This is a genomic window from Acinetobacter johnsonii ANC 3681 (genome assembly GCF_000368805.1).
Lineage (GTDB): Bacteria > Pseudomonadota > Gammaproteobacteria > Pseudomonadales > Moraxellaceae > Acinetobacter > Acinetobacter johnsonii.
Window position 1 is genome coordinate 1,733,889 of record NZ_KB849705.1, and the last position, 16,663, is coordinate 1,750,551.

Here is a 16,663-nt window from a genome sequence, read left to right on the forward strand (position 1 = left end):
GGATGAACTTGAAAACAACAAATTCACCCCCATCTAAATCACTGAATTTATATTTTTAATATTTTATCAGGCAGCTTTTGGCTGACTATCCCTGATGGAATACGCAGTTATTTACAAATAAGTTTATGAAGCGAATTGTGCCCAGATGCACAGTTTTCCACTGCCACAGATTCAACGAAGAGTAAGCAAAGATGAGCGATATGACTTCCCCTACTTCACAAGTAGCGGCTCTGATTAGCCGAGGCAAAGAGCAAGGTTACCTAACTTACGCTGAGGTTAACGATCATCTCCCAGACTCGATCACTGAAAGCGAACAGATTGAAGACATTATTCAAATGCTTCAAGATGTCGGTATTCCTGTGCACGAACGTGCACCTGAATCTGATGATGCAATGTTTGAAGGTGGCAATGAAGCTGCCGATGAAGTTGCTGAAGAAGAAGCCGCTGCTGTTCTTGCCTCTGTAGAAAATGAGCCTGGTCGTACCACTGACCCTGTCCGCATGTATATGCGTGAAATGGGTACTGTTGAACTGTTAACGCGCGAAGGCGAAATTAGTATTGCAAAACGTATTGAAGAAGGGATTCGTGACGTTCTTCACTCGATTGCTTACTGGCCAAATGCGGTTGAAGTGGTATTACAAGAATACAAAGATTATGAAGCGGGCGAACGTCGCCTTGCGGACATCCTTTCAGGTTATTTAGACCCTGAAACTGATGAAGCGATTCCAGAAGTCCTCGAAGAAGAGTCTGAAATTGATGAAGAAGATGATTCTTCAACCAAATCAACCAAAGATGTAAAATTGGATGATGACGAGGAAGAAGAAGAGTCTGAAAGTGATGATGATTCTGAAGGTGAATCTGGCCCAGATCCTGAAATTGCCAAAGCGCGTTTTGACGAACTGACTGCGGCTTGGAAAAACACCCGAACCATCATCGAGAAACATGGTCGTTCAAGCAAAGAAGCAGAAGATGCTTTAGAGTCACTTGCAACTGTGTTTATGATGTTCAAATTTACACCACGTTTATTTGACATCATTTCAGAAATGATTCGTGGTACACATGAACAAATCCGTACCTCTGAACGTGAAGTAATGCGCTATGCAGTACGTCGTGGTCGTATGGATCGTACTCAATTCCGCACCTCTTTCCCAGGTCAAGAGTCAAACTTTGCTTGGTTAAATGAACAAATTGCGAAAGCTTCGCCAGACCAAAAAGGCTATCTTGAAAAAGTACGCCCTGACGTTTTAGCGTTCCAACAAAAAATTGCAGACATTGAAAAAGATTTGGGCCTTGATGTTAAAGGCATCAAAGAGATTTCAAAACGTATGGCTGTAGGCGAAGCGAAAGCACGCCGCGCGAAAAAAGAAATGGTTGAAGCAAACTTACGCTTAGTAATTTCGATTGCAAAAAAATACACCAACCGTGGCTTACAATTCTTGGACTTGATCCAAGAAGGTAACATTGGTTTGATGAAAGCGGTAGACAAGTTTGAATACCGTCGTGGTTATAAGTTCTCGACTTATGCAACATGGTGGATTCGTCAGGCCATTACTCGTTCAATTGCCGACCAAGCACGTACCATTCGTATTCCAGTACACATGATCGAAACCATTAACAAGATCAACCGTGTATCACGCCAACTTCTGCAAGAAATGGGCCGTGAACCAACACCTGAAGAACTCGGTGAACGTTTGGAAATGGACGAAGTCAAAGTGCGTAAAGTGCTGAAAATCGCCAAAGAACCAATTTCGATGGAAACACCGATTGGCGATGATGAAGATTCGCATTTGGGTGACTTCATTGAAGACAGCAACATCACTTCACCTGTCGATGCTGCAACGTCTGAAGGCTTAAAAGAAGCAACTCGTGAAGTGCTTGAAAACTTGACTGAACGTGAAGCGAAAGTCTTGAAAATGCGTTTTGGTATCGACATGCCAACGGACCATACTTTGGAAGAAGTAGGTAAACAGTTTGACGTGACACGTGAACGTATTCGTCAGATTGAAGCGAAAGCACTGCGTAAATTACGTCATCCTTCTCGTTCTGAACACTTACGTTCATTCCTAGAAAACGACTAATTAATACCGATACACTGGAGACTTGAAATTTAATCACGAGTCTCCATTAAGTATTTAAGAGCAACACCTAACGCCTGCAGTTTCGCAGGCGTTTGAAATAAGGGGGACTGACGCTCATGACTATGTTAGACCGTACACCATCACGTGAATTACAAGAACATCTTTGGGTATTCCCTATGGACTACCCGATCAAACTCATTGGCTTTGCGAGCACTGAGTTACATGTTGCAGTGGTTGAAATTTTAGTCAAACATTTTCCAGAGTTTGATGGTGAATCGATCCAAGTCCAGCCATCACGCACAGGTAAATACCATTCTTTAACTGCCCAATTGCGTTTTGAAGAATTAGAACAAGTTCATCAACTGTATGCAGACCTTGCGGCTTGTCCGTTAATTAAAACGGCGCTGTAATGCAAATGATGTATCAATGAGACACGCTTACGAGCGTGTTTTTTTGTGCCTAAATTTTTGATCTATTGAATTCAGCTTATTCACTGAAGAAATCCCCCTACGCTCTAGATCTTTTCTTTATAATTTCAGACATACTTTTTGTTTTATAAGGACGCAAGTGCCGTGTCAGATGCCGTTCTCAAACCACAACTCATTATTCGCCAGTTTGATAGCTTAACTTCATATGCTGACCGTTTTGTAGAAATGAAAGCACTGACTGAACAACGAGATGCAGACACACCAGATGAACTTTGGATTTTACAACATCACGACGTGCTCACCCAAGGTCAAGCTGGAAAACCTGAACACATCCTCATGAGCAGCAACATTCCCGTGGTACAAACGGATCGCGGGGGGCAAGTCACTTGGCATGGTCCTGGTCAGTTGGTGGCCTATTTTATGTTTGACCTCAACCGACTTGGTTGGAACGTCCGCACCTTGGTGTCTTATGCTGAAAACCTAATGATTGAGTTACTCAAAAAATATGAGATTGAAGCCTATGCCAAACCTGATGCACCCGGCGTGTATGTCGATGGACGCAAGATTGGCTCATTGGGTTTTAAAATTCGTAAAGGCCGCAGTTATCATGGTTTATCCTTAAATATTGACTGTGACTTATTTGGGTTTCACACCATCAACCCGTGCGGCTATGCGGGCTTAGAAATGGTACGTATCTCAGACCTCAAATCAGACTACCCGCGTTTTGAAAACTTATGTGCCGACATTATTGAAACTTTACAGCACAGCGGTTACTTTAAAGAAATTCAAGTACAGCATATATAAAGACTTTGCTTTTCATGGAAAAATAAATTAGAGTATTTACTCTAAACTAATAATTATTTTTAGAAAGGACAACAGCGAGTGATTAACGTAAATTCAGTGAAACCCGCTCTGCAATTGACCTATGTCAAACTTATGATGGATGTGATTGGCCGAGGATTGGTCATGGCCAGCCAAGTCGATAGTGAAATTCAACAAGAAGTTGCCAAATTTCCAGCCAATTTCACCTTATCGATGAATGTCTTTCCAAACGGCCCAGCTTTTTTAGCCAAAGTGACCGAAAACCATCAACTCGAACTACTCACTCCGGGAAGTTTAAAGGCAGATTTAACCATCACCTTTAAACATCTAAGCCACGCCTTTTTGGTGTTTTCATTTCAAGAAAGTACAGCACAAGCTTTTGCGCATGACCGTATGATTGCAGATGGAGATATCTCCTATGCAATTCGCCTCGTCCGCTGTCTGAATAAAATGGAATCGTTGATTTTACCGAAAATGGTCGCTGAACTTGCCGTCAAAGAATACCCAACTGAATTGGGTTTAAAAGAAAAACTCACAGGCGCTGCAAATATTTATCTCAAAGTAGCCCAATCATATTTAAAACGGAGTGCATAACATGGCGAAGCCTTATTACGAATTTTTCTGTCCTGTAAAAGTGATCGCTGGTCATGCTGCTTTAGAACACATTCCATTTGAACTGGCAACATTAGGGGCAACCCGACCTTTAATCATTACCGACAAAGGTGTTCGTGCCAACAATTTACTTGCACCCATTGAAGCGGCTTTTGAGTCTACCGATGCAGTGATTGGTGCAATTTTTGATGATGTTCCACCCGATTCAAGCTTAGAGACGGTGCGTAAAGCGGCCAATTTATATCGTGAACATCAGTGCGATGCAATTATTGCTGTCGGTGGCGGATCGGTGATTGACACCTCGAAAGCCACCAATATTTTGGTATCTGAAGGTGGTGATGACTTACTGAAATACTCTGGGGCACACAACCTACCTAAACCACTCAAACCCTTTTTTGTGATTCCAACCACATCAGGTACAGGTTCTGAAGTTACCATGGTTGCCGTGGTGTCTGATCCAGAGAAAAATGTCAAACTGCCTTTCGCATCGTACTATTTAATGCCGCATGCTGCGATTCTCGATCCACGCATGACCCAAACCCTGCCACCGCACTTAACCGCGATGACCGCAATGGATGCCATGACCCATGCCGTCGAAGCCTATACATGCATGGCACACAATCCGATTTCAGATGCCTATGCTACAGCTGCAATTAAGAAAGTCAGCAATCACTTGTTTAATGTGCTGGATAATCCAAGCGATGCCAACGGCCGCTTAGAATTGGCTCAAGCTTCGACCATGGCTGGCATTGCATTTTCAAACTCGATGGTGGGCCTTGTACACTCACTTGGACATGCCTTAGGTGCAGTGGCACACTTGCCGCATGGACTATGCATGAACCTGTTCCTCCCTTATGTGCTTGAATTTAACAAGGAAGTGAATGGAGACAAGATTGCAGAGCTCCTGTTACCACTTGCAGGGCCAGACATTTATGCGCAGACTCCTGCCCACTTACGTGCAGACAAAGCCATCAGCACATTACTCACCATGCGTGATCGCTTATTTACCCTAACCAAGTTACCCCGTACCTTGAGTGAAACAGGAAAAGTGACCTTAGAACAACTCGATGAGGTGGCAGAAAAGGCCCTCAACGATGGTTCAATCATTTACAACCCGAAAGAAGCCAGCTTAAAAGATTTAAAAGCAATTTTAGAAAAAGCTTGGTAATTCATAAAAAATCAGCCAATATAGCGACAATCTTAGCCTGATGCTTTTTTAAACATCGGGCTTTTATTTGCCATAAGGAATAATGCTTTCCTTATAACTATTGGCATAAAAACTGCTAAAAAATCTGAAAAAGTTACTGACAAAAGCGGCCAAATTAATGTAGATTGGCGCACTTTTGAAATTAAACACAGGGGGGATCGTTCGTCTCAAACGATCCTTATTAAACATGACTGATCCTTGATCAACGATTAAGAGGATAACGCCGTTGACTAATATTTCTGGGACTCAATCGGCAGCTAAACTGCAAAAAACGCTAGGTCTCTGGCACATCATTATTATTGGTTTAGCTTATATTCAACCGATGACATTATTTGATACTTTTGGTTTAGTATCAGAAGAAAGTCATTATCATGTTCCAACGTCATATATTATTGCTTTAATTGCAATTTTATTCACATCGATCAGTTATGGTCACATGATTCGTCGCTACCCTTCCTCGGGTTCAGCCTATACCTATGCGCAAAAATCCATCCATCCGAATGTCGGATTTATGGTCGGTTGGTCATCATGGTTAGACTATTTATTGTCTCCAATGGTCAACATCATTCTTGCCGTGATTTACCTTGAAGCCTTATTCCCTGATGTAAACCATTGGGTCTGGGTGGTAGGTTTAACTGCATTTATGACCGCGGTCAACTTACGTGGTGCACGCTTCGTTGCAAACTTTAATGGTTTGATCGTTTTTGTACAGTTAGGTGTGATTGCTTACTTCACGTGGCTGGTTTACAGCTTACTTGCTGGTGGCGTCAACGCAGATGGTACTTTGGTCAATGCAAAATATCAGTTATGGAGTTTAGAGCCATTCTGGAATGAGCTTACCTCACTGGGCGCCCTGATTACAGGTGCAACTTTGCTGTGCTTCTCATTCACAGGTTTTGACTCACTCAGCTCGCTGGCAGAAGAAACAAAAGATACCGAGAAAACACTACCTAAAGCGATTTTCTTAACGGCACTCTTGGCCGGTGTGATCTTTATTATCAGCACCTACTTCATGCAGATTTACTTCCCGAACGATCCAAAGACTTACTTTGAAGATGTTGCTGCAACACAGCCTGACATTTTACAAGCCGTCGGTGGCGTTGCGTTTAAAACGGTGGTGTTGTACTTCGCAATTGTGACTGTTATGGCATCGGGTATTTCGGCACATGCAGGCGTTTCACGCTTAATGTATGTGATGGGCCGCGATGGCGTAATTAACAAGAAGATTTTTGGCCATATTAGTCCGAAAAGCTTTACACCGTCTTATAACATTCTCATTGTAGGTGCTGTAGCATTAACCGCTGGCTTCATGGACTTAGACATCGTTATTTCGATGATCAGCTTCGGTGCATTAACTGCATTTACCTTTGTAAACTTATCGGTGATTTCAAGATATGCACTGCGTGATGGCCGCACAAAGAATATTAAAGATATCTTTAGCTTTGTGATAATTCCAATGTGTGGATTCCTCAGCATCTTTGCCATGTGGCTAGAGATTGAAGAAACAGCGTTGAAATTCGGTTTATGGTGGGCAATGTTTGGTATTTTATACTTAGGTTATAAAACCAAAGGCTTTAAGCAACCTGCACCACAACATAATGAATTTGACGATCCGCTCTAATCTTTCATTCAAAAAGAAAAAGACGCCAAGTGCGTCTTTTTCTTTTTTAAACTAGAGCTAAAAAACTAGCCCTTAAATTGTTTAGTCATTTTAGCAATACGTTGTGCATAGGCTTTTGTGGTTTCGAGATCCCCGGCTGGGATTTCATCCGTACTTGCATCCGATGGTGATTGAACCAACAAACCTACAGAACCACCCAAATTATTTACATCTTGACGGGTTGCCGCTTTACTATTGGCAGGCAATAAGCCCAAGCTTACCCAAATACCGCCATGCTGTGATGCTAGTGTTTGTAGTTGAATTAAGGTCACTTGCTTATCACCATTTAAGCTTGCGCTATTGGTAAAGCCACCGAAAATTTTATCTTGCCATGCGCGAGTAAACCATTTTTTTGAAGATGCATCGGCAAACTTTTTAAATTGCCACGGCGCAGTGCCCATATAAGTTGGTGCACCAAATACAATTGCATCAGATTGATCCAATGTCTGCCAATCTTGTTCTGGAATGTCTCCATTTGGGTCAATCTCCACCAGATTTGCACCAATTTCTTGCGCAAAAGTTTGTGCAATCACTTTGGTATGACCATAACCTGAATAAAAAACCACTGAAATATTCGACATTTTAGTTTCCTCTTTTGAATTAGTTGATTGGCATCGCTGCGTCAATCATGATGCTGTGCCACGTAAACCATTAAAAATAAACAGTATGAAATATCTTAAACACTTGCCTGATCGGGCTTAAGTTTCAAATAACTTGCAACTTCATCGCTTAGGCCCTGCTTCAACTGCTGGGTCTTTTCACCGACCAAAACTTCATACGCATTTTGCTCGATGCCTTGAAAGATTTCTTGAGCTACTGTTTCTGGCGCAATCTTCGGAATGGGTAATGAACGAGTCAGATCGGTGTCAATAAAACCCACATGCACTCCCATGACCTGAATATTAAATTGAGACAACCACTGACGACTTGAGTTGGTATAGGACCATGCTGCTGCCTTGGAAATGGCATAACTGGTCAAAACAGTGCTTGGCTCCCATGACACATCCGATAGAATGTTGACCACATAAGCCTGTTGGTTCTTTTGCAAGATCGGAGCAAAAATTTGCGTCACTCGCATCAAGCCCAACAAATTGGTTTCCAAAATCTTTTGCGTAGTCGTGATAATACTGGCATCGATAGGATGCTCATTCAAAAGCGCAATGCCCGCATTATTCACAAGAATCGTGGTATCTGCGCACTGTTCTGCTGCCTGCTGAATAGATGCTTCATCATTTACATCGAGTTGAATCGGGGTAAGCCCTTCTTCCTGAAAGTTACCGATCTGGCGCATACCCACATAGATCTTCCTAGCACCCTGACGACGTGCCTCCCGAGCGATGGCAAGTCCTAAACCACGATTTGCACCCGTAATAAAAACAACAGCCTCTGAAACTTTCATCATGTGATCCATCCAATTGCCAATATCTTGCGAAAGCGTAGTCTGATGACAGCGCTGCATTAAGTCTGTATTCATGATACACTTATGAAACCTAGTATCAATTAGTTACCACCTGGTAACTGGTCTGATTGATTGTTTCAAATGAAGATAGAACGTAAAAGGAGCATGGTTAAAAATGAATAAGCCAATGAAATTTAATATTTTTCATCCAGATTGTCCTGCTCGTCTTTTTTTTGAAAAATTTGCAGACAAGTGGATTTTATTGATTGTGTATACGCTGGATCAAGAGTCGCAACATTTTAATGAGCTCAAGAAAAATGTTTTAGGTATTTCCCCTAAAGTGCTGTCACAAAAATTAAAGATCTTAGAGCGCGATGGTTTTTTGACGCGAACCATTCATGAAGACAATGTGATTCGCGTGGAATATGCGTTAACCGAGATTGGCAAAGACTTTGCTCAAAATACCTATCAAATGAAAGATTGGGTCGAAGCCAATATGCTTAAAGTTTTAAAATCCAGAGCTGGATTCGATCAAAAGCTAGAAAAAACAGAGCCCGCTTAAGCGGGCTCTGTTACAGCAATTTGATTAGGCTAAAGGCTTAAAACCCTGCTGACGCCATGCTTCATACACAATCACGGCGGTCGCATTGGATAAATTCAAACTGCGCGAGTTTTCAGCCATAGGTAGACGAATCCAATGCTCTTTTGGAAACAACATACGAATCTGCTCAGGCAGACCACGCGTCTCAGGTCCCATGAGTAAAGCCACGGGGCGATTCAAATCCGAAGTATGCGGCGTTTCCGTTCCTTTGGTGGTTAGAGGATAAATCGCGTTTATATCGACACCTTTTAGGGCTAAATTTGCTAAACACTCATCGAATGTTTCCCAAATTTGCATGCGCGCCCACTCATGGTAGTCCAAACCTGCACGTTTAAGTTTTTTATCATCCAGCTCAAAGCCGAGAGGCTTAACCAAATGCAGCTGCGCTCCAGTATTAGCACATAAACGAATGATATTGCCTGTGTTTGCAGGAATTTCGGGCTCGTATAAAACAACATGGATCACAGCTTTTCTCTACTCTTTCAATATAGCAATAATTAATCTTGCCACTGTAATTGTTCACGCAAGCTTACTACATCACCAATGATGGTCAATGTAGGCGCTTGAATATGATTTTCTTCAACTTTTGATGCGATATCCGCTAAGGTTCCGACCACCACTTTTTGTTCTGGCGTGGTACCTTTCGAAATCAAAGCAACAGGCATGTCTGGGCGCTGGCCATGCTCAATTAACTTTTCACAAATTTTTTCTAAACCGACCAAGCCCATGTACAGCACAAGCGTTTGATTCTGATAGACCAACTCACCCCACGGTAACTCAGGCGAACCTTCTTTTAAATGTCCCGTAAGGAAACGCACGCTTTGTGCATAATCGCGATGTGTCAACGGAATGCCTGCATAAGCCGAACAACCCGAAGCTGCTGTAATCCCTGGCACTACTTGAAATGGTACACCTGCTGCAAAAAGCTCTTGAATTTCTTCACCACCACGACCAAAGATGAAAGGATCACCACCTTTTAAACGGCAAACACGTTGACCTTTTGAGGCGTATTCCACCAGTAAGGCATTGATGCCTTCTTGCGGTACAGCATGGTTAGAACGGGCTTTACCTACATAAATTTTTGTTGCATCGCGACGGCAGAGTTCCATAATCGCAGGAGAAACCAAACGATCATAAATCACCACATCGGCTTGTTGCATCAAACGCAATGCTTTGAGGGTCAACAACTCAGGATCACCTGGACCTGCACCAACCAAATATACCTCACCTTTCGGGGTTTTCCACTCTGCTAGTGCTTGCTCGATTAAACGATCCGCTTCTGTAAGATTGTCATGAAAAACTTGTTCTTTCAGGGGACTTGCATATAAGTCTTCCCAAAAAACACGGCGCTCATCAGGATTGGAAATCTTTGCCTTCACCGCTGCACGCCATTTTCCTGAAAACTCAGCCAGCTTACCCATCCCATGTGGAATGCTGGTTTCAAGCTGGGTTCGAATTTGGCGAGATAAGACGGGGGATGTACCATTGCTGGCCACTGAAATCACCAAAGGCGAACGATCGACAATAGCAGGAACCATGAAACGGCAATGCGGTGGATCATCAACACTGTTGACCAGTATTTTCAGCGCTTCACAGTCCTCAAAGACTTGAGTATTCACCGCATAATCATCTGTTGCAGCAATCACTAAACGATAGTCATTGAGTTGAATCTGCGCAGGATATAGCGCTTGGATATATTGCCCTTGGCTTTCTTCAACCAGTTGCAATAAATTTGCATCAATATCAGGAGCAATGATATGAATCACCGCTCCTGCTTTATGTAACAACACTGCCTTACGGTAAGCAATATGCCCACCACCGACAATCAGACAAGGTTGCTGTTGCAACTTTAAAGAGATTGGAAAAATATCCACACACGACCTCAATGAGTTTTATCTGACTGTCTTAAAGCAATTATTGTGCACAAAACTGTGCAGTACATCGACTTTATTAGTCAATGTACTCAGCGCCGCCCATATAAGGACGAAGCACGGTCGGAATTTCAATCGAACCATCAGCACGTTGGTAGTTTTCCATGACCGCAAGTAAAGTACGGCCCACAGCCAAACCAGAACCATTCAGCGTATGCACAAATTCAGTTTTCTTTTGGTCTGCACGGTAGCGTGCTTTCATACGACGCGCTTGGAAGTCACCCATGTTTGAACATGAAGAAATTTCGCGGTACGTGTTTTGACTTGGTACCCAAACTTCAAGATCATAAGTTTTAGTTGCACCGAAGCCCATATCACCACCACAAAGAATGATCTTACGGTACGGTAAACCAAGTGCTTTCAAGATCCCTTCAGCATGACCTGTAAGCTCTTCAAGTGCTTGCATTGAGTCTTCAGGTTTAACAATTTGCACCATTTCAACTTTGTCGAATTGGTGTTGACGAATCAAGCCACGCGTATCACGACCGTATGAACCTGCTTCACTACGGAAACATGGCGTATGTGCTGCATATTTCAGTGGTAAACGGTCTGCATCAATGATTTCATCACGCACGAAGTTGGTTACAGGCACTTCCGCAGTTGGAATGAGGTAATACTCTTTTTCACCTTGTAATTTGAATAAATCTTCTTCAAATTTAGGCAATTGGCCTGTACCACGGAGTGAGTCAGCATTGACTAAATACGGCACATAAGCTTCGGTATAACCATTTTCCAAAGTATGCGTATTCAACATGAACTGGGTAATCGCACGTTGTAGACGAGCAAGTGGCCCTTTGAGCACACTGAAACGAGAACCTGTCAATTTGGTCGCAGTTTCAAACTCAAGACCGCCCATCCACTCACCTAAGTCAGTGTGATCTTTAATTTCGAAGTCAAACGTACGCGGCGTACCCCATGTGAGGATTTCCACGTTATCGCTTTCGTCTTTTCCTTCAGGAACAGACTCATCTGGCAAGTTTGGAATGCTAAGTGATTTTGCTTCAAGTTCAGCTTGTAATTCAGACAAAGCGACTTCTGCGGCTTTGATTTCATCACCAATCGCTGACATGCGCGTCATAATTTCAGATGCATCACCACCAGCTTTTTTAATTTGGCCAACTTGTTTTGCACCCGAATTACGTTCAGCCTGAAGAGATTCAGTTTTGGATTGAATCTCTTTACGGCGAGCTTCTAGTGATGCCCATTCTTCAACATTCAGTTGTACACCACGTTTTGCTAAGGCTAAATTTACAGCCTCAATATTATTTCTGAGTAATTTCGGGTCGATCATAGCCAATCTTTTGCAAAGAAAAAAACTGGCTATAGTGTAAGCGCTTCAGGCCGAAAAATACAGTCACGCGATCACTAGCTGTGGCTTATTACAGCAATTTTCATGGCTTTTCTTTGCTCGCTTTTTCTCGTTCAGCTGCATAATCGACAAAACTCGGCAAATATTCCGCCTTAATTAAGCCGCTGGCTTGTTGATACGGTAAAACCAATTCAGACATCCCTTCTGCATAAGACGCTAATTCGTATAAGGGATAGACGAACACCACACCTTTGGCACTCATATAATAATTATCTGTCAGCTTCAATTGCTCGCGTGAAATATTATGATCGGACAGCCACATGCTATTGGCACTATACAATGCATCTAATAATTGCGATTCAGTCTTGTCCACCACAATGTCACTCAGCGCAACCCGTTTTTTCGTTGCCAAATCTAAGGTGATGTATTCGTTGTGATACATGCCATGCGCGGCACGCGCTGGGTAGTGATAATACATCAAGACAAAATCAGCATATTTTCCACGCTGCGCCACATAACGGACATCAGACAAAGTTTCACTGAGCATGTTTTCATCGATCTGTGGCTTTGCTTGCTTCGAGCTTTCAAATGCCACAGGATTGGCTTTTTTCATCCGTTCATCAAAATATTGACTGATCCATGGGACATTGGTGTCCAAGCTGTACAGCTTGTATTGGGTACATCCTTCCTCATCACATGCAATAGAACGCGCCAATTGTAATGGTCGAACTTTTGCCTCAATCAGTGGTAAAGTCTGTGTGACTTGAGCTGGTTTAGTTGTCTCTTCACTTTTTGCAGCATTACTGTCATTTCGTGGCTGACATGCGCTGAGCAATCCCGCGCACAACATCATTGCGAAGACAGATCCAATTTTATTGTTATGAAGTAATATCATGATTTACCCGCAGTTAAGTATTCAATAGCACAGACTATACAAAGCACAGCCATAACTTCCCACCACGTTATGTAACTGAACGTGATCCAATAAAAAACCACCCGAAGGTGGTTTTAAACAACAGGCTCATATTATTGGTCAATAATGTCTGTGCCTTTAGGCGGAGTAAAATTAAAGGTTGAAGCTGGAATATTGGTATTTACCTTAGTGTTATTAAAACGTACATAGGTTGTTTGTCCCAAAGAATCCTCTAAGATCATTAGCGTTGGCGCATTTTTCGCACCAAAACTGATCGTTAAACTTTGAAACGCACCATCATCGCTTTTTGGGTACAGGGTATAGTAAGTTTTGCTCTGATTTGGTTGCGTAATACGGTATGACTTACGAATCTGTTCCGTATTCCCTGACAATAATAGTGCAGGTGTATTCGCCACCTGTTCATCTAAAGTCTGACGAACTGCTTGCTGTAAGTCTGGATCATAAATCCAAACCGTTTTGCCCGAAGTCACAATGGTTTGTTTCGCAGGGCTTGTTGTTTCCCAATAGAATTTCCCTGGACGCTCAACTTTCATCACCCCTTTAAAGGTCTGATTCATATGCTGAGCAGATAAACCTTGTTTCTTCGGTGCTTTAGATGAATTTGTAACTTTGGTGGTTTGCTCAAAGTTAGAACTGATACTTTGAATACCACTCAACTGTTTCACTAAACTCGTCGTCGCTTGTTGCTCCGATGCTGCAACCGGAGCTGCAAATACTGTACTGCTCATAACAGGGCCAAGTGTTACTACACCCACTGTCATTGCATATAAAGTCTTACGAAGCATTTTCATAATCTCACCTTTTATAATTTGCGCAGTCGCAATTTGTTAGATGAGCTATCTTAAATCAAATTTTATGGCTAATAATTTAGAATATAAGAAGATTTGTATATTTATTGGTGCTTAATGTTGTGAAATATCCATCATGATGAAGATAAGATGTGCTCTTTACATATAGAAAAGCCTCTGAATGTGCAGAGGCTTTTCTAACTAAGGTTAAGAATTATGACTGTCATTTCCATTGCCAACCAATTGCTGCACCTGCACCGAAATCACCTTCACTATTGGTTGTCACAGCTACTTTGTATACATATTTGTTACTTTCAGTCACACCGCTGAGACCAAAAGCATAACCTTGCTCACCTTCCCATGTACCCACACCGGCACTAAACATATTGTAGCCAGCATCTGTCGGTTGCGGTAAAGATGCTATCGCAATACTTGATGCAACTGCTGCATAGGTTCGATCTTCGAGTTTTCGCATGTCTCGGTTCAAGGCATTTACACGACTATCGGTATAAGCATTTGCTTGATTGAGGGTTTGTTGCCCAACTTGGTTCACATAGGTTTTTGCTTCATTCAAGATGTAGGTATCAGCAGCATCCATCACTTCTTTAGAGATCCCATTGGTGCCATTTGTACCTTTAAGGCTGGCCAACCATTGAGTAATGCTACCCTCAAAGCCATTACCAACTGCAACATCATAAGCACTAAAACCTGTTGCACCTGTCATCCCTGTATTACCCATATCGCCTTTTAAGCTCGCGAGCCATTCAGTGATGCTACCGTCAAAACCATTTACTTGCGCAACTTGATAAGCATTATATCCTGTCGCTCCCGTTTCACCTTGCACACCTTGGAGACCTTGTTCACCTTGCGCTCCAGTTGTACCTGTTGCCCCAGTATCACCTTTCACACCCTGTAAACCTTGGAGACCTTGTTCACCTTGTGCTCCCGTTTCACCTTGGAGACCTTGTGCACCTGTTGCACCTGTTGCACCTGTTGCACCAGTGTCACCTTTAGCACCATCAATACCATTGGTTCCGTTAATGCCATCTACGCCATCTTTACCATCAAGACCGTTAAGACCATCTACGCCATCCTTACCATCAAGACCATTGGTTCCGTTAAGACCATCTACGCCATCTTTACCATCAAGTCCGTTAAGACCATCTACACCATCCTTACCATCAAGTCCGTTAAGACCATCTACGCCATCAATACCATTGGTTCCGTTAATGCCATCTACGCCATCTTTACCATCAAGACCGTTAAGACCATCTACGCCATCTTTACCATCAAGTCCGTTAAGACCATCTACGCCATCTTTACCATCAAGTCCGTTAAGACCATCTACACCATCTTTACCATCAATACCATTGGTTCCATTAATGCCATCTACGCCATCTTTACCATCAATGCCGTTAAGACCATCTACACCATCAATACCATTGGTTCCATTAATGCCATCTACGCCATCTACACCATCAATGCCGTTAAGACCATCTACGCCATCCTTACCATCAAGACCGTTAAGACCATCTACGCCATCTTTACCATCAAGTCCGTTAAGACCATCTACACCATCAATACCATTGGTTCCGTTAGTGCCATCTATACCATCTGTTCCTTGCAAACTCTCTAACCAGGCCTCCTCTGTACCTATAAAACCATTGTTCACAGCTACCTGATAAGCACTATCACCATCAGCCCCTGCAGGTCCTGCGGGTCCTGGGATTCCACTTTCGGGACAACTACCTGTGTCTTGATTAGAGTTACACGAACCTGCAAAAACATTTGTATTCGCTGTCATTAAAATCGCACTTAAAACAAGCACGTTCATAGCAAACCTTTGTAGACAATGGTTTGGCTTAAGTGTTTGTAGATTCATTGCAGCAGATACTGCAGTACTAATATGAGTATGTTCTTGTTTTAAGTTCTGACCAGAGACTTTCGTTATCTGGCTGTCTGGATTGCCCAAGACATTTGTATCTATTTTATTCATATCCGTCTGCCTTTCTTTTAGTTTTGTTTTTCTATTACACTCCTATTTTTTGTGATGCACATCATTATTTATTGGTATTTAGTGCTTTATCTCAAAATATAAAAACACAAGAAAAATAAGCTAACCATATGAATAGACGAAAAAAAACCCACAAAATGTGGGTTTTTCTTACTATTAAAACTTACGCTTCAACAGTTACGTAGCGACGGCCAAACTGACCTTTCACTTCGAATTTTACTACGCCGTCAGCGGTTGCAAACAAAGTATGGTCACGGCCCATACCAACGTTTTGACCTGCGTGGAATTCTGTACCACGTTGACGAACGATGATGTTACCAGCAGTCACAGATTGACCACCGTAAATTTTAACACCAAGCATTTTAGGGTTCGAATCACGACCGTTCTTAGTCGAACCACCGGCTTTTTTAGTTGCCATGTCTCATTACTCCTCGTGATTAGCCTGAAATAGCTGTAATTTTCAACTCAGTGAACCATTGACGGTGACCTTGTTGTTTACGGTAGTGTTTACGACGACGCATTTTTACAATACGGATTTTGTCGTGACGACCATGGCTAACTACTTCAGCAGTTACAGTAGCACCAGCAACAACTGGAGCACCGATTTGAATGCTGTCGCCATTTACTAGCATTAATACGTCATCAAACGTAATAGTTGCGCCAGTTTCAGCTTTCAACAATTCAACTTTAAGGGTTTCACCCTCTACAACACGGTGCTGTTTACCACCGCTTTGGATTACTGCGTACATAATGTACTCCAAACATGCCCGTGTCGTCGTGCCGATAAAGGAATATATCGATCTTAATACGAACGCCACTGGGGTTAATCAAGGGCAAGGATTTTAAGTGATATTGACTCAAACAACAAGAGATTTGCCGA

At 42.5% G+C, this 16,663-nt stretch carries 17 protein-coding genes; 7 read left to right on the forward strand and 10 right to left on the reverse strand.

What is annotated here, in order from left to right; genetic code table 11:
• The first annotated feature begins 191 nt into the window (after positions 1-191).
• The 6 genes from rpoD to F946_RS12550 all read left to right on the forward strand — a co-directional run bounded on the left by rpoD (position 192) and on the right by F946_RS12550 (position 6,768).
• Positions 192-2,078: an RNA polymerase sigma factor RpoD gene (gene rpoD, locus F946_RS12525; protein WP_004982818.1), complete on the forward strand. Its 1,887-nt coding sequence runs from the start codon at positions 192-194 to the stop codon at positions 2,076-2,078.
• Positions 2,079-2,200: 122 nt separating this feature from the next.
• Positions 2,201-2,488, forward strand: coding sequence for a YbeD family protein (locus F946_RS12530; RefSeq protein ID WP_010327321.1), 288 nt, complete (start codon positions 2,201-2,203; stop codon positions 2,486-2,488).
• A 162-nt stretch (positions 2,489-2,650) separates the two neighbouring features.
• Positions 2,651-3,310 carry a lipoyl(octanoyl) transferase LipB gene (lipB, locus tag F946_RS12535; RefSeq protein ID WP_004982821.1) on the forward strand — a complete coding sequence of 220 codons (660 nt, stop codon included), beginning with the start codon at positions 2,651-2,653 and terminating at the stop codon, positions 3,308-3,310.
• 132 nt (positions 3,311-3,442) lie between these two features.
• Complete coding sequence (locus tag F946_RS12540) at positions 3,443-3,922, forward strand: hypothetical protein (protein ID WP_216076700.1); 480 nt, start codon at positions 3,443-3,445, stop codon at positions 3,920-3,922.
• 1 nt (position 3,923) lies between these two features.
• A complete protein-coding gene (locus F946_RS12545; RefSeq protein WP_004982825.1) occupies positions 3,924-5,108 on the forward strand; it encodes an iron-containing alcohol dehydrogenase in 1,185 nt (394 codons plus the stop codon).
• A gap of 265 nt (positions 5,109-5,373) precedes the next feature.
• Positions 5,374-6,768, forward strand: a complete 1,395-nt coding sequence (locus F946_RS12550) for an APC family permease (RefSeq protein ID WP_004982835.1) — start codon at positions 5,374-5,376, stop codon at positions 6,766-6,768.
• Between the two features lie 65 nt (positions 6,769-6,833).
• Here F946_RS12550 and F946_RS12555 read toward each other — a convergent pair whose 3' ends face one another.
• A complete protein-coding gene (locus F946_RS12555; protein WP_004982838.1) occupies positions 6,834-7,388 on the reverse strand; it encodes a flavodoxin family protein in 555 nt (184 codons plus the stop codon).
• Positions 7,389-7,483: 95 nt separating this feature from the next.
• Entirely contained in the window at positions 7,484-8,266 is a 783-nt protein-coding gene (locus F946_RS12560) for an SDR family NAD(P)-dependent oxidoreductase (protein ID WP_051064962.1), read from the reverse strand.
• 115 nt (positions 8,267-8,381) lie between these two features.
• On the opposite strand from F946_RS12560, the gene F946_RS12565 reads away from it, so the two are divergent.
• Positions 8,382-8,768, forward strand: a complete 387-nt coding sequence (locus F946_RS12565; RefSeq protein ID WP_004982843.1) for a winged helix-turn-helix transcriptional regulator — start codon at positions 8,382-8,384, stop codon at positions 8,766-8,768.
• Between the two features lie 24 nt (positions 8,769-8,792).
• On the opposite strand, the gene F946_RS12570 is transcribed toward F946_RS12565, so the two are convergent.
• The 8 genes from F946_RS12570 to rplU form a co-directional block, all read right to left on the reverse strand.
• A complete protein-coding gene (locus tag F946_RS12570) occupies positions 8,793-9,272 on the reverse strand; it encodes a tRNA (cytidine(34)-2'-O)-methyltransferase (protein ID WP_004982845.1) in 480 nt (159 codons plus the stop codon).
• Between the two features lie 32 nt (positions 9,273-9,304).
• Complete coding sequence (gene cysG / locus F946_RS12575) at positions 9,305-10,681, reverse strand: siroheme synthase CysG (protein ID WP_004982848.1); 1,377 nt, start codon at positions 10,679-10,681, stop codon at positions 9,305-9,307.
• A 76-nt stretch (positions 10,682-10,757) separates the two neighbouring features.
• A complete protein-coding gene (serS, locus tag F946_RS12580; RefSeq protein WP_004695457.1) occupies positions 10,758-12,029 on the reverse strand; it encodes a serine--tRNA ligase in 1,272 nt (423 codons plus the stop codon).
• A gap of 100 nt (positions 12,030-12,129) precedes the next feature.
• On the reverse strand, positions 12,130-12,900 hold the full coding sequence (locus tag F946_RS12585; RefSeq protein ID WP_004982850.1) for an RsiV family protein: 771 nt from the start codon (positions 12,898-12,900) through the stop codon (positions 12,130-12,132).
• Between the two features lie 173 nt (positions 12,901-13,073).
• Positions 13,074-13,772 carry an outer membrane lipoprotein periplasmic chaperone LolA gene (gene lolA, locus F946_RS12590; protein WP_004695452.1) on the reverse strand — a complete coding sequence of 233 codons (699 nt, stop codon included), beginning with the start codon at positions 13,770-13,772 and terminating at the stop codon, positions 13,074-13,076.
• Positions 13,773-13,992: 220 nt separating this feature from the next.
• Positions 13,993-15,765: a YadA-like family protein gene (locus F946_RS17500; protein ID WP_004982853.1), complete on the reverse strand. Its 1,773-nt coding sequence runs from the start codon at positions 15,763-15,765 to the stop codon at positions 13,993-13,995.
• A gap of 181 nt (positions 15,766-15,946) precedes the next feature.
• Entirely contained in the window at positions 15,947-16,201 is a 255-nt protein-coding gene (rpmA, locus tag F946_RS12610) for a 50S ribosomal protein L27 (RefSeq protein WP_004695443.1), read from the reverse strand.
• Between the two features lie 19 nt (positions 16,202-16,220).
• Entirely contained in the window at positions 16,221-16,532 is a 312-nt protein-coding gene (gene rplU / locus F946_RS12615; RefSeq protein ID WP_004695441.1) for a 50S ribosomal protein L21, read from the reverse strand.
• Between the last annotated feature and the right edge of the window lie 131 nt (positions 16,533-16,663).